Raw genomic sequence first — 12,432 nt, 5'->3', positions numbered from 1 at the left:
CGGGAGCTGTGAATTTTGAGAGCGAACCGACGACCTTCGGCTCTGAACCTGAATTTCAGGCATAAAAAAACACGCTTTCGCGTGCCTACTTATCAAATTCATTTAATTTTAATCTTCAATTTCAGTTGGTTGCGGGAGCCGGATTTGAACCGACGACCTTCGGGTTATGAGCCCGACGAGCTACCAGGCTGCTCCATCCCGCGCCTGAAATTGTAGATTTATTTAAAGTTGCTTTACATGACAACTTGGCTTCCAATTCAGAGAATTGGTTGCGGGAGCCGGATTTGAACCGACGACCTTCGGGTTATGAGCCCGACGAGCTACCAGGCTGCTCCATCCCGCGCCTGAATATTAAGTTTATTTTACTTCTCACTTAATTTAAGAAGTTGGTTGCGGGAGCCGGATTTGAACCGACGACCTTCGGGTTATGAGCCCGACGAGCTACCAGGCTGCTCCATCCCGCGCCTGTATGTTTAGAGTCCCAGAAGCCGGATTTAAACCGACGACCTTCGACTTCAGGTATTAGCGAGTCCGACGAATGATTTATCATTCTGCTCCATCCCGCGCCTGTAATCTCTAGGTAACATGAGCATGTTAACGACGCCCTGTTTCAGAGAGAGCGCTATCATATAGCAATAAGATTAGAAATCAAGGGTTATAGTGACAAATTTAACTCAAGCGAACAAAAAGCACACAAAACAAAGTTAAAATGCACGCTGATGAGGACTAATCATTTTTTGCCACTCCCAATCGGGGTGACCCATCACGATAAAATCGGGGTTTTCTGTGCTTTCTCGTTGATTGTAAGTTAACGGATTGAATTCAGCATCGGTAATGCAGCCACCGGCCTCTTCAACAATCACTTGTGACGCACCAGTATCCCACTCACCAGTTGGTCCGATACGTAAAAAGCAATCAGCTTTACCCTCTGCAATAATACAGGCTTTTAATGAGCATGAGCCTAATGCTACTGTCGCAAACTGAGTGTTTAAATACTGACTGACCGCTTCAATTTTTTGCCTGCGGCTTACTGCTAAGGTTAAATTATCGGGTGTTGCTACTGAAATTTGTTGATCTTGGCCATTTTCACGTTTAAATGCGCCATTTTGATAACTTGCAAAATAAGTCACTTGTTTCGCTGGCCAATGAATAACACCCAGCACTGGGCGATTATTTTCAACTAAAGCGATATTGACGGCAAAATCACCGCTTTCAAGTATAAACTCCCCGGTACCATCCATAGGATCAAGCAACCAATAACGGTGCCAATCTTTTCTATCTGCCAGCGCTGGGATCGGGGTTTCTTCTGACATAATTGGAATATCGGGGGCTATGCTCTTCAAACCCGCCATTAATACATCATTTGATGCTAAGTCAGCCTTGGTGACCGGAGTATGATCTGACTTTTGCTCAGCACCAATATCATCCTGCTGATAAATGGCCATAATGGCATCGCCTGCTTGCTCAGCTAACCGAATACACGGTTCTAAAAAATCATTCATTGCCCGCTCCCGACTCTAAGTACTTTGTTAATAATAGCAAAGCTGCGACACTTCGTGCTTCAGTAAAGTCTTCTTGTTGCAATAATGATTGCCAATCAGTTATTGGCCATTTTACAACGACAAGCGGTTCTGGCTCATCACCAGGTAAGGCTTCAGGGTAGAGATCTTCAGCATACAAAATATGCATCGTGGCATTAAAGTAACTTGGCGCCATGCTGACTTTTTTTAGTTCAGCGAAATGCTTAGCACCAAAACCAACTTCTTCTTTCAGCTCCCGGTCTGCAGCTTGCTGTGGTGTTTCACCTGGATCAATTAAGCCCTTTGGAAAACCCAACTGATAATCATTGGTGCCTGCACAATACTCTCGCACTAATAACAGTTCGTTATCGGCCGTTACTGGCACTATCATCACTGCACCTCTGCCACCGCCACGAATTCTTTCGTATTGCCTTTGTTCATCATTTGAAAACTTCAATTCGAGAGACTCAACAGTAAATAGTCGACTTTTAGCGACAACTTCATTAGACAAAATTTGCGGTGGTGTAGGATGCTTTTTCTGTGTCATTGGCATTAATTTGCTATCATGGCAGTTATGCTCATCATAAATCTTTTAAAGTGAATTGCCTATGTTAAATTGGTCAAAAATCGATACTGTGTTGTTAGATATGGATGGCACCCTACTTGATTTGCATTTTGATAATTACTTTTGGCTAACCGTTATTCCCGAGCAATATGCGCGTAAACATAAAATCAGTTTAGACGCAGCAAAAGCTGACATTTTACATCGTTATCAACAAGTTCACGGACAAATTAATTGGTACTGTTTAGATTATTGGCAGCAGCAACTTGATTTACCAATTATGGCACTGAAACGTGACATTCAACATTTAATCAGAATTCGTGAAGATGTTCCGCCGTTCTTAACTGAGCTTAGAAAAGCAGGCAAGCAATTGATCATGCTTACTAACGCGCACCCAGATTGTGCCATGTTAAAGTTCGAACACACTGCTATCGATAATTACTTAGATGGGGTGATCTCAACTCACCAATATGGCGTGAGTAAAGAGCATCAACCATTATGGCAACAAGTACATCAAGAATGGCAGTTTGATAAGGAACGGACTTTATTTGTGGATGATAGCCCCGCCGTGCTAGATGCGGCAAAAGAGTTTGGTATTGGTCATATACTTGCGGTTGCCAACCCTGATAGTCAGCAACCGCATAAACAGTTCGATGGCTTTTTATCGACCATCGATTTTCGCGAGTTTATACCCGTTAAATAATTACTTCGGGTAACGCTGCTCTAAGCCTTGGTATACAAGTTTTGCAAAATCTGCATGCTCTGTATCTAGGCTTTTTACCACTTCAACTAAGTGCTCGTTATCTTCTTGGCCATTCCACACTTTGATATAACTACCATCTTTGTAGCCATGATCTTGGCGGAAGAAGTTCAAGGTATTTTTACCAACATAGCCACGGTATAAGTCATCGATATCCATACCAATTTGCGCCATACAACCTGCAAATGCGGCTGCATTAAAACTCTTTTCAGCGACTGCTGACCCAGCTAACACTTCGAGTGTTTGTTTAAAGTCATCTGCCTGAACTGGCGCACTTAACTCAGCTTCTAGTTGTGCAGCTAACTGCTCATAGCTGGTTTCACCATCAATACGTAAAGATAAACCAAAATGGAAAATATCAACTAACTCTAAAATAACTTGTTCTGTATCTGGGGTTTGTTTTTTCCACCACTTCCAGCCGTAGTGGTCAAGCATTTCAGCACACTCAACCCAAATTGCACGATACCATTCAAAACCTTGGCTAAACCATTGCTCATGAACTTTAGTATTCATCGCATTTTGCATCTCGAGCATAACAACGAGTTTTTGTAAATTAGCAGACATTCTTTATCCCAACTTGCATTTTCAATTATGTATATACTACAGATAATTTTGTCATTGATGAAATAAAAACACATATGATCAGGTCTGCTTTGCAGTTGATAAAAATAACCGAGGAAACCCATGTTTAAATCTCTACTCATTAGTGCACTATTTGTACTATCAAGCCAAGTTATTGCTGCGACTGCAACCAATATTGCCGAATCAGCAGAGCAAGTTAGCCCATTATTACCCGGCTTAGCAGTGCCAAATATTGAGTTAAAAGATCAATACGGTAAAACCGTCTCACTCGCTGAGCGTTTTAAAGAAAAAACGACTGTGCTCATTGTTTATCGTGGTGGCTGGTGCCCATATTGTTCAAAGCAATTGGCCAATGTCCAAAAAATTGAGAAAGAGCTAGCGGATTTAGGAGCACAGATAATTGCCGTTTCGCCAGATAGTCCTGAAAAGCTCGCTGAATCAAAAATTACTTCACCAAACTATCAATTATTGTCTGACGACAGCCTTTTGTTGGCACAAAAGTTAGGTTTAGCGTTTTACTTAGATGACAAAACAGCAAAGATTTACCGCAACAAACTTGGGGTTAACTTTGTCTCGTTAGAGGGCGAAGTGAAAGTAGCGTTACCCGTACCTGCAGTGTTTGTTATAGACACTAATGGGTTAGTTAATTTTCAATACGCCAACCCAAATTACAAAGTACGCTTAACAGAAGATTTATTACTAGCGGCTGTTAAATCAGTGAGCGAGCAATAAATTAGCAACCGATAAGCAGAATATGCTTCTGCTTATCGGCCTTGTGTAAATTCTTGCCAAGATTCAATTAAATCAACAAAGTCTTCAAAACCACAGCCACTACACAAGCCTTCTTCTTCAAGCATTAAATCATCATCTTGGTAGGCAACTAAGTCTTCGTTGTCTTGATGTAACGCATGTGCTTCGAATAGCGCTTCGTCTTTACTTAAGATCAAATCAATTTCTTGACCTTGTAAGGTTAAAGGCTCATGACTGCTCTTAACCGCGGAGATTAATGCTTGTACCATCGCGATTTTTTCTTTACCGATTTCTTCGTTTAGCCAACGGCCTATGACGGCATGTTCAGAGGAGATTTTAATGCGTAAACCGCTAATAGGATCGCGGATAAATTGATATTCCATGGAGGGTACTCTTAATACGTTATCTGCTAATTATACCGTTTGCAGCTAAACGTGGCGAGTTTTGTAGTCTTAAATCAGCACGAGCGCCAACGGGGCGCTCGTGTTTATGCTATTTAAAATAGCTAGAGTCGCGATTTGAAGCGCGCAGCATCAATAATCGCCCATAGGTATACGATTGGCAGTAGAATAAAGCCAACTGCAACGTAAATTAGTGCCCCACTGATAACCCATGCTAAAAAGAATGCAATAGCCGCCATTAAACGGCCTTGTACCAATTGCCCTAAACCAGGAAAAAAGATATTACATATTGCTGCGATTACATTACCGCCAGAACCTTGCTCTGCCATACTAACCTCTGTAGTTTTTAATGATTATACTTTTAGTAAACACACTTTATGCCAACTTATTATGGCTTACAAATCAAAGTGTTAAAAAGTAGCGTTATTTTGATTTTAGTTTTTTTTGCTAAAAATCGGTCAAATTCACAATTTTTATACTTCAATTTTAATGACTTGCCAAAATAGCTGTTTATAAAAACAGTATTTTATTTAGCCTTGCATAAACACCTGTTATACTCCACCCATTATAGATTGAAAAGGCGTAACGATGGACGTTTCTGAATTACTCGATGGCTTAAATGACAAACAACGGGATGCAGTCGCAGCCCCATTGCAAAATATGCTAGTACTTGCAGGTGCAGGTTCTGGTAAAACTCGAGTACTTGTTCATCGCATCGCATGGCTCATGCAAGTTGAGCAAGCTTCTGCATACAGCATCTTTGCGGTAACCTTCACAAATAAAGCCGCAAAAGAAATGCGCACTCGTGTAGAAGAAACCTTAAAAGCACCTGTTGGCGGTATGTGGATTGGTACCTTCCACGGCTTATCTCATCGTATTCTGCGCGCCCATCACCGTGAAGCGAACTTGCCTGAAAGCTTTCAAATTTTAGATTCTGACGATCAACAACGTATGATCAAACGCTTACTTAAAGCGATGAACATCGATGATAAAAAGTGGCCAGCAAAACAATTTGGTTGGTATATCAGCGCGAAAAAAGATGAAGGTCTGCGACCTAAAGACATTCAAGCCTACGATATTAATGAGCAAATGATGCTAAAAGTCTATGCTGCATATCAAGAGGCTTGTGACCGTGCAGGTTTAGTCGACTTTGCAGAAATACTGCTGCGCTGCTACGAAGTACTTAAAAACCACCCAACACTTTTACGCCACTATCAACAGCGTTTTGCCCATATGCTGGTAGACGAGTTCCAGGATACCAATACGATTCAGTACGCTTGGTTAAAATTACTCGCAGGTAACACCAACAGTATTATGATCGTAGGTGATGATGACCAAAGTATCTATGGCTGGCGTGGCGCAAAAATTGAGAATATCAAACGCTTTTTAACTGACTTCGAAGCCGAAACCATTCGCCTTGAACAAAATTACCGTTCAACGGCAACAATTTTGAAAGCTTCAAACGCGCTGATCAAAAACAATGCTGAACGCATGGGCAAAAGCCTGTGGACAGACGGCAATGATGGTGAGCCGATTTCAGTTTACGCTGCGTTTAATGAATTAGACGAAGCGCGCTTTGTTAGCAGCAAACTACGTAGCTGGCTAAATGCAGGTAATGCATTACAAGACGCCGCGATTTTATACCGTAACAATGCGCAATCTCGTGTACTCGAAGAAGCAATGCTACAAGAAGGTTTAAAATACCGTATTTACGGCGGTATGCGCTTCTTCGAGCGCCAAGAGATCAAAGATGCACTTTCGTATTTACGTTTAGTTGGTAACCGTCAAGATGATGCGGCTTTCGAGCGCGTTATTAACACCCCTGCTCGCGGCATTGGTGATAAAACACTAAGCCACATTCGTGATTGCGCGCGCAATGAGTCATTGCCACTTTGGTATGCCGCTAAAGCTATTATCGAGCAGCAGCACTTATCTGGCCGTGCAGCAAGTGCCGTGACAAAATTCTTAGAACTTGTTGAGCATATCGAAGATAAAATCAGCGATCTCACCCTAGAAGAGCAAGCGAAATACACCATTCAAAGCTCGGGGTTAATGGCAATGTATCAAGCTGAAAAAGGTGAAAAAGGCCGTGCCCGCGTAGAAAACTTAGAAGAGCTTATTAGTGCTTGTGGTCAATACGAACTCCCTGAAGATGAAGAGTTCAGCTCACCACTGCAAGGCTTTTTGGCATATACCTCTCTAGAATCTGGCGAAGGTCAAGCTGATGAGCACGAAGACGCGGTGCAAATGATGACACTGCACTCAGCAAAAGGCCTAGAATTCCCGCTGGTATTTATGGTGGGTGTTGAAGAGGGCATGTTCCCATCACAACAAAGTAATGAAGAGTCTGGTCGTTTAGAAGAAGAACGTCGCTTATGTTATGTTGGCATGACTCGCGCGATGGAAAAACTATATATTAGCCACGCAGAAAGCCGCCGTTTATACGGACAAGAAAAATACCACAGCCCATCACGCTTTTTACGCGAAATGCCTGAAGACTGTATCGAAGAAATTCGTATTAAAACACAGGTTTCAAGGCCACCTGCGGCAGGTCGTTTTAGTCCATCAGTAACACATGCCGCATTTGAAGATAGCGGCTTTAACTTAGGACAGCGCGTATTACACGCTAAGTTCGGTGCAGGAACCGTACTCAATTACGAAGGCAGCGGCGCACAGTCACGTATTCAAGTGAACTTTGATGATCTAGGCAGTAAATGGCTTGTAACACAGTATGCAAGACTTCAAGCCTTATAATGAGTATATAACAGCGCTATGTAATGAGCTGGTGATTGCAAAGCATCGCCAGCTTGTCATTGTGCAAGGCAGCGAAACTTGGTGCTATCAGTTTGCAAACCAATTAGCGCTAAAAAATACCTATGTTTTCAGTAGCAGCTCATTATTAGCAAATAGTGAGTTCCCAAAACATGCTCACCAGATTCTTGGTCAAGAGTTTCAACACGCAATTTTTGATGGTTTTAGCGGTTTATATGCCGATAAACTAGCCGCGCTTGCCGGTACCGTAAAAGCTGGTGGTGTACTTATATTACTGCTGCCCGATGATAATAACTGGCAAGACCCAGCACTCACAAGTATTACCTCTTATGGCGAAGCAATTAAACACAGCTTTTTTAATCAGCGCTTTTTCGCCAAGCTAAAATTGCAGCCACATTATTTTACTAAGCACTCGCCTCCTGCTTACCAATCTATTTCGCCAGCAACTGCTGAGATAAATTATCAGCAACAACAAGCATGTGTTGAGCAAATTATTAAAACCGCAACAGGGCGCGCTAATCGCCCTTTTGTGATCAGTGCAGACCGAGGTCGTGGTAAGTCAGCCGCTTTAGGGCTTGCAGCAGCAAATCTTCAAGATAAAAGAATCCTAATTTGCGCCACCCAAGCCAAAGCCGTACAAACAAGCTTTAAGCATTTAGCCGCTGAGCTTGGTGTTAGCAAAGAGCAAAACTGTAAGCAACTAGCTAACCTTAGCTATATTGCGCCAGATACACTGCTACATGAAAAACCTGATTGCGATCTGTTATTTGTCGACGAAGCAGCAGCGATTCCGGTTCCTATGCTATTAGAGATACTAAAAAGTTATCCACGGATCGTATTTGCCAGCACTATGGTTGGTTATGAAGGAAATGGGCGTGGTTACACGTTACGTTTTTTACATTCCTTACGTAGCCAATTTAAATCGCTAAAGGCAATTACTTTGGATGAACCTGTTCGTTTCGCCAAGTATGACCCCCTAGAAAATAGCCTACGTGAACTACTATTACTTGATGCAAAATATCTAGAAACGCAGAGTAAAGAGTCATATCAATTCGAAAGCATAAGCAAAGAGCAACTCATTGATGATGAGCAGTTGCTTAGCCAAATTATGGCGCTATTGGCGTTGGCTCATTATCAAACCACGGTAAACGACTTACGCCAATTGCTTGATGCCCCAGAGCTACAGCTATCTATCTGCAAACAAGAAAATGCATTAAAAGCCGTTTGCTTAATTGCTATTGAGGGTGGCTTAACGCCTGAGATTGCAGAGCAGGTTATAAGAGGAAAGCGTCGGCCACATGGTCATTTAATGGCGCAAACTCTGACTCAATTAAGCCGAAAAACAGAAGATTTGTGTAAACACTCAGCGAGAGTCGTGAGAATAGCTGTTGCACCTGAATGTCATCAGCAAGGTATAGGCTCAGCCCTGTTAAACCACTGCGAAAGCCAATTAAGCAATTGTAGTTATTTTGGTGCTAGCTTTGGCGCAAATGCGACATTAATTAAGTTTTGGCAAAGTAATGGCTTCAACGTTGTTAAGCTTGGATTTAGTCATGACAAAGCAACGGCAGAACATGCTGCCTTAGTGGTTAAAGCATTAGATAAGCAAACGACAGATAGCGCAGCACTGTTAATAGAAGAGTTTAAGCAAGATTTCTCTTTGCAACTCCTTGATCACTTTAACTCACTTCCTTGGCAGCTTATTGCAGAGCTATTCAAAGGCTTACCAAAAAGTGATCTATCTTCTGCCTTAGATGCAAGAGCTGAGCGGCTGTTAACTGGTGATATTAACCTCTTCCAAGTACAGCCATTGCTATGGCAAATACTTTGGAGCACACCAATTAGTCTAAATTTATTAGATGAACATACAAAGTTCATCCTTATTCGACTAGTATTACAGCAAACCTCTGTAAATAGCTTAATCGAAGAAGCCGGTTTTACAGGTAAAAAAGACTTAGAGTCACAGTTCAAAACCGCAGTGCAAGGTTGGTATGCTCACTATAAATCACTTCAAAATCACAGCCATTAAGTGTTTATGTATTTGTACCTTGCTACTACCTCAGATAGCTTTAGCTGAACACGCACAGCCTACCATTAAACTCGGCATGTCCACTGCGCTCACTGGACCCGCAAAGCAAATAGGCGAACAACTGGCGCTTGGCAGTAATATTTACTTTAATAAAATCAACAAAGAAAACGGTATTAATGGGCAAAGTATCGATCTGATTTTAGCTGATGATGGTTATGAGCCAAAAAATACCGTAGTGAATACTCGCGAGTTTTTATTTGATCAAAAGATCCATGCAATTTTTGGCTCTATGGGCACACCAACAGCCCATGCAATTAAACCTATTCTGGATAGGCACCGCATTCCATTTCTAATGCCATTTACAGGCGCTGATTTTTTACATAATAGCTCAATGCCAAATGTATTTAATCTTCGTGCGAGCTACCAAGATGAAGCCATAGAGCAAATTAATTATTTCGTGAAAGAGCGTAAGCATGAAAAAATTGGCTTGATGATCCAAGCCGATGAGTTTGGCTATATGGTAGAAAACAACCTTGTTAATGCATTAAAAATACATGGTATTAAACCTGTAGAAGTCGCTCGGTTTAAGCGCAATAGTGATGATATTTCAAAAGCTTTAGCGCTTCTAAAAGAAAGTAAAGCAACCGCAATTTGTTTAGTCGGCACTTACGAGCCTCTCGCTGAATTCATTAATGCAGCAAACAAACAAAACTTCAACCCAGACTATACTTCGGTGTCTTTCGTTTCGAGCCATGATTTATATCAGCGAGTGAAACAGCCCGCCAACATTATGGTCACTGAAGTGGTACCCGACCCTAATAACTGTAAAAACCCTTGGTGTAAGCAGTTTATTGAAGATATCGAGCCTTATCACACGAGTGCGAATAGAATTATATTTGAAGGTTATTTGAATGCCGTAGCATTGGTTAGCGCTGCCCAAAAATGCCCAACGCCTCTAAACAATCAATGTCTGCTGACCGAGCTAACTCACCTCTTCACTGACACATCTGAATTCGCTGATTTATTTAATAGTCATAGTGCTGGAAATAATAAAAAAATCTACCGCTCCTATTTCAAAAAGTAATTTTGTAAATCCATCACTAAAAACATAATAATGTTCTATGCTATAAAGACTTAACAAGGCTTTGAGGGAAATATGGATCTGATTAATTTCCGAGTTGGGCACAAGACCATTTCATTAAAAATTCTTGATATTCTTCTAACTGAACGTTATGAGGGTAATTTAACGTCATTGCCCAATGAAAATAAGAGCTTTATCGGGGTCAAAGATTATATGGACACGCCGACCCCCATATTTGATTTGGGGGTAGTTTTAAATAACAGGTCAACATACGAAGTAAATGCCGCGCTTTCAGAATTATTAGTTGAAAGAGAAAAAGAGCACTTAGAATGGCTTAATGTATTAGAAAACAACCTATCTACTGGAACATCCTTCACAAATTCGCTAGATCCAAGTAAGTCCTCATTTAGTCGCTGGTACAAAGATTTCGAGACTGATAATGAAGATCTTAAGAGCATTGTTGCCAAACTTGAAAAGCCCTACCATGCACTACATGTTATGGCTAGCGAACTTCTAGAAGTACGGAAAACACAGTCAAAAGATTCTGTAATTATTTTATTTGAAGAAAAAAAACGACAAACTCTTAATCAGCTAAACCGGTTGTTTGAATCGGCCCGAGAGCAGATAAGCCTTGATTACAAGCCAATCATCATTTTTACAACTAAAGACGGTGTAACACCTCATATAGGGCTTCTGGTCGATAAAGTCGAAGACAATATTAATGTTAAGAAAGAAGATATCAAACCTTTAGAGCAGCTTACCTCTGTTGGTTTTGATGTTGACCCACAAACTAAAAACATGATGCGCGGGCTAATTAAAATGAAGCATAAACACAGCTTACTATTAGACCCAAGCGCCATCTTCCGCCCAGAACACCTCATGCGCCACGAAGCAGAAGAAACCGAAGAATATGGGCTTTTTTAGCCGCTAGTTAGCAAGTTTGAAAGGGTAAAGTGTTAAGTTCTGGCGTAGGTTGGGTAGAGCGGAGCGAAACCCAACACATCGCAGAGCTATCAGCTTTCAGCCCTCAGCGTTCAGCCGCCCGGTGTGGATGTTTGGGGCTGCGCCTCCCTCTGCCGGAGGTTCTAGGTTCTAGACAAAGTGTACTTTTAGGAATGGCTTCAGCCATGAATGTGTTTGTTATGGTCTAGATTCGGCACTGAAGTGCCTACGGGGTTTTGTTGCTGAGGGTGACTTTGTACAGGGCAACCCCGCAGTTCAACTGAAGTCTGACGGCTGAAAGCTGACAGCTCAAAACGCAAAAAAGCCCGACTCTTTCGAATCGGGCTTTCTTTAATTTGGAGCCTGGCGATGACCTACTTTCACATAGCAGCTGCTACACTATCATCGGCGCTGTTTCGTTTCACTACTGAGTTCGGCATGGGGTCAGGTGGGTCCAAAACGCTATTGTCACCAAGCAAATTTGGTTTTAATTCGCTCTTTTGAGCAAATTAATAAATCTGGAATTCTGATATCAAGTAAATGTCTACTTTAGTAACTTAACTTCTGTCTGTTACGCTGTCATAAAACGCGTTTGGCGTTGTATGGTTAAGCCTCACGGGTAATTAGTACAGGTTAGCTTAATGGCTCACACCACTTCCACATCCTGCCTATCAACGTTGTAGTCTTCAACGGCCCTTCAGAGACTTTAAAAGTCTAGTGAGAACTCATCTCGAGGCCTGCTTCGCGCTTAGATGCTTTCAGCGCTTATCAGTTCCGAACGTAGCTACCGGGCAGTGCCATTGGCATGACAACCCGAACACCAGCGGTTCGTTCACTCCGGTCCTCTCGTACTAGGAGCAACCCCTCTCAATTCTCAAACGCCCACGGCAGATAGGGACCGAACTGTCTCACGACGTTCTAAACCCAGCTCGCGTACCACTTTAAATGGCGAACAGCCATACCCTTGGGACCGACTTCAGCCCCAGGATGTGATGAGCCGACATCGAGGTGCCAAACACCGCCGTCGATATGA

11 protein-coding genes, 3 tRNA genes and 2 rRNA genes are annotated in these 12,432 nt (G+C 42.1%); 6 read left to right on the top strand and 10 right to left on the bottom strand.

Annotated features, from left to right (window positions below; translation table 11 throughout):
- Positions 1–126: 126 nt before the first annotated feature.
- The 5 genes from IMPJCBKJ_RS07720 to nudE all read right to left on the bottom strand — a co-directional run bounded on the left by IMPJCBKJ_RS07720 (position 127) and on the right by nudE (position 2,067).
- A tRNA-Met gene (locus tag IMPJCBKJ_RS07720) sits at positions 127–203 on the bottom strand.
- Between the two features lie 63 nt (positions 204–266).
- A tRNA-Met gene (locus tag IMPJCBKJ_RS07715) sits at positions 267–343 on the bottom strand.
- Between the two features lie 44 nt (positions 344–387).
- Positions 388–464 (bottom strand) — tRNA-Met (locus tag IMPJCBKJ_RS07710).
- A gap of 240 nt (positions 465–704) precedes the next feature.
- Complete coding sequence (cysQ, locus tag IMPJCBKJ_RS07705) at positions 705–1,502, bottom strand: 3'(2'),5'-bisphosphate nucleotidase CysQ (protein WP_054554872.1); 798 nt, start codon at positions 1,500–1,502, stop codon at positions 705–707.
- Positions 1,495–2,067: an ADP compounds hydrolase NudE gene (nudE, locus tag IMPJCBKJ_RS07700; RefSeq protein ID WP_206004150.1), complete on the bottom strand. Its 573-nt coding sequence runs from the start codon at positions 2,065–2,067 to the stop codon at positions 1,495–1,497. Before nudE ends, cysQ begins: the two co-directional genes overlap by 8 nt.
- Before the next feature lie 61 nt (positions 2,068–2,128).
- Between nudE and yrfG the strand changes: the two genes are divergently transcribed.
- Positions 2,129–2,785, top strand: coding sequence for a GMP/IMP nucleotidase (yrfG, locus tag IMPJCBKJ_RS07695; protein WP_054554874.1), 657 nt, complete (start codon positions 2,129–2,131; stop codon positions 2,783–2,785).
- Here yrfG and IMPJCBKJ_RS07690 read toward each other — a convergent pair whose 3' ends face one another.
- Positions 2,786–3,406 carry a dUTP diphosphatase gene (locus IMPJCBKJ_RS07690; RefSeq protein WP_138619627.1) on the bottom strand — a complete coding sequence of 207 codons (621 nt, stop codon included), beginning with the start codon at positions 3,404–3,406 and terminating at the stop codon, positions 2,786–2,788. It lies immediately after the preceding gene.
- A 120-nt stretch (positions 3,407–3,526) separates the two neighbouring features.
- On the opposite strand from IMPJCBKJ_RS07690, the gene IMPJCBKJ_RS07685 reads away from it, so the two are divergent.
- A complete protein-coding gene (locus IMPJCBKJ_RS07685) occupies positions 3,527–4,156 on the top strand; it encodes a peroxiredoxin-like family protein (RefSeq protein WP_054554876.1) in 630 nt (209 codons plus the stop codon).
- Positions 4,157–4,188: 32 nt separating this feature from the next.
- Here the strand turns inward: IMPJCBKJ_RS07685 and IMPJCBKJ_RS07680 are convergent, their stop codons facing one another.
- Together IMPJCBKJ_RS07680 and IMPJCBKJ_RS07675 are read right to left on the bottom strand one after the other, a co-directional pair.
- On the bottom strand, positions 4,189–4,557 hold the full coding sequence (locus IMPJCBKJ_RS07680) for a YacL family protein (protein WP_138602657.1): 369 nt from the start codon (positions 4,555–4,557) through the stop codon (positions 4,189–4,191).
- A 122-nt stretch (positions 4,558–4,679) separates the two neighbouring features.
- Positions 4,680–4,904 carry a hypothetical protein gene (locus tag IMPJCBKJ_RS07675; protein ID WP_054554878.1) on the bottom strand — a complete coding sequence of 75 codons (225 nt, stop codon included), beginning with the start codon at positions 4,902–4,904 and terminating at the stop codon, positions 4,680–4,682.
- Positions 4,905–5,163: 259 nt separating this feature from the next.
- On the opposite strand from IMPJCBKJ_RS07675, the gene uvrD reads away from it, so the two are divergent.
- The 4 genes from uvrD (at position 5,164) to IMPJCBKJ_RS07655 (ending at position 11,381) form a co-directional block, all read left to right on the top strand.
- Complete coding sequence (gene uvrD / locus IMPJCBKJ_RS07670; protein WP_138602659.1) at positions 5,164–7,329, top strand: DNA helicase II; 2,166 nt, start codon at positions 5,164–5,166, stop codon at positions 7,327–7,329.
- A complete protein-coding gene (locus IMPJCBKJ_RS07665; RefSeq protein WP_166339656.1) occupies positions 7,307–9,376 on the top strand; it encodes a GNAT family N-acetyltransferase in 2,070 nt (689 codons plus the stop codon). The genes uvrD and IMPJCBKJ_RS07665 overlap by 23 nt, the downstream gene beginning before the upstream one ends.
- Positions 9,339–10,460 (top strand): ABC transporter substrate-binding protein, encoded by a 1,122-nt coding sequence (locus IMPJCBKJ_RS07660; protein ID WP_138602663.1) that lies wholly within the window; start codon positions 9,339–9,341, stop codon positions 10,458–10,460. The genes IMPJCBKJ_RS07665 and IMPJCBKJ_RS07660 overlap by 38 nt, the downstream gene beginning before the upstream one ends.
- A 72-nt stretch (positions 10,461–10,532) precedes the next feature.
- Positions 10,533–11,381 carry a CZB domain-containing protein gene (locus IMPJCBKJ_RS07655; protein WP_138619624.1) on the top strand — a complete coding sequence of 283 codons (849 nt, stop codon included), beginning with the start codon at positions 10,533–10,535 and terminating at the stop codon, positions 11,379–11,381.
- Between the two features lie 379 nt (positions 11,382–11,760).
- Here the strand turns inward: IMPJCBKJ_RS07655 and rrf are convergent.
- Positions 11,761–11,875 (bottom strand): 5S ribosomal RNA (gene rrf / locus IMPJCBKJ_RS07650).
- Between the two features lie 126 nt (positions 11,876–12,001).
- Positions 12,002–12,432: ribosomal RNA gene (locus IMPJCBKJ_RS07645) — 23S ribosomal RNA — on the bottom strand; the annotation flags it as partial.

This window comes from Pseudoalteromonas sp. MB47 (genome assembly GCF_011319765.1).
Lineage (GTDB): Bacteria > Pseudomonadota > Gammaproteobacteria > Enterobacterales > Alteromonadaceae > Pseudoalteromonas > Pseudoalteromonas simplex.
Note: the sequence above shows the minus strand (reverse complement) of the source record. Positions and strands in the feature narration are given on the sequence as shown.

Bases quoted from the DNA above. Each gene is read 5' to 3' on its own strand.
- cysQ (WP_054554872.1), bottom strand. From the start codon at position 1,502: ATGAATGATTTTTTAGAACCGTGTATTCGGTTAGCTGAGCAAGCAGGC.
- nudE (WP_206004150.1), bottom strand. From the start codon at position 2,067: ATGACACAGAAAAAGCATCCTACACCACCGCAAATTTTGTCTAATGAA.
- yrfG (WP_054554874.1), top strand. From the start codon at position 2,129: ATGTTAAATTGGTCAAAAATCGATACTGTGTTGTTAGATATGGATGGC.
- IMPJCBKJ_RS07690 (WP_138619627.1), bottom strand. From the start codon at position 3,406: ATGTCTGCTAATTTACAAAAACTCGTTGTTATGCTCGAGATGCAAAAT.
- IMPJCBKJ_RS07685 (WP_054554876.1), top strand. From the start codon at position 3,527: ATGTTTAAATCTCTACTCATTAGTGCACTATTTGTACTATCAAGCCAA.
- IMPJCBKJ_RS07680 (WP_138602657.1), bottom strand. From the start codon at position 4,557: ATGGAATATCAATTTATCCGCGATCCTATTAGCGGTTTACGCATTAAA.
- IMPJCBKJ_RS07675 (WP_054554878.1), bottom strand. From the start codon at position 4,904: ATGGCAGAGCAAGGTTCTGGCGGTAATGTAATCGCAGCAATATGTAAT.
- uvrD (WP_138602659.1), top strand. From the start codon at position 5,164: ATGGACGTTTCTGAATTACTCGATGGCTTAAATGACAAACAACGGGAT.
- IMPJCBKJ_RS07665 (WP_166339656.1), top strand. From the start codon at position 7,307: ATGCAAGACTTCAAGCCTTATAATGAGTATATAACAGCGCTATGTAAT.
- IMPJCBKJ_RS07660 (WP_138602663.1), top strand. From the start codon at position 9,339: ATGCTCACTATAAATCACTTCAAAATCACAGCCATTAAGTGTTTATGT.
- IMPJCBKJ_RS07655 (WP_138619624.1), top strand. From the start codon at position 10,533: ATGGATCTGATTAATTTCCGAGTTGGGCACAAGACCATTTCATTAAAA.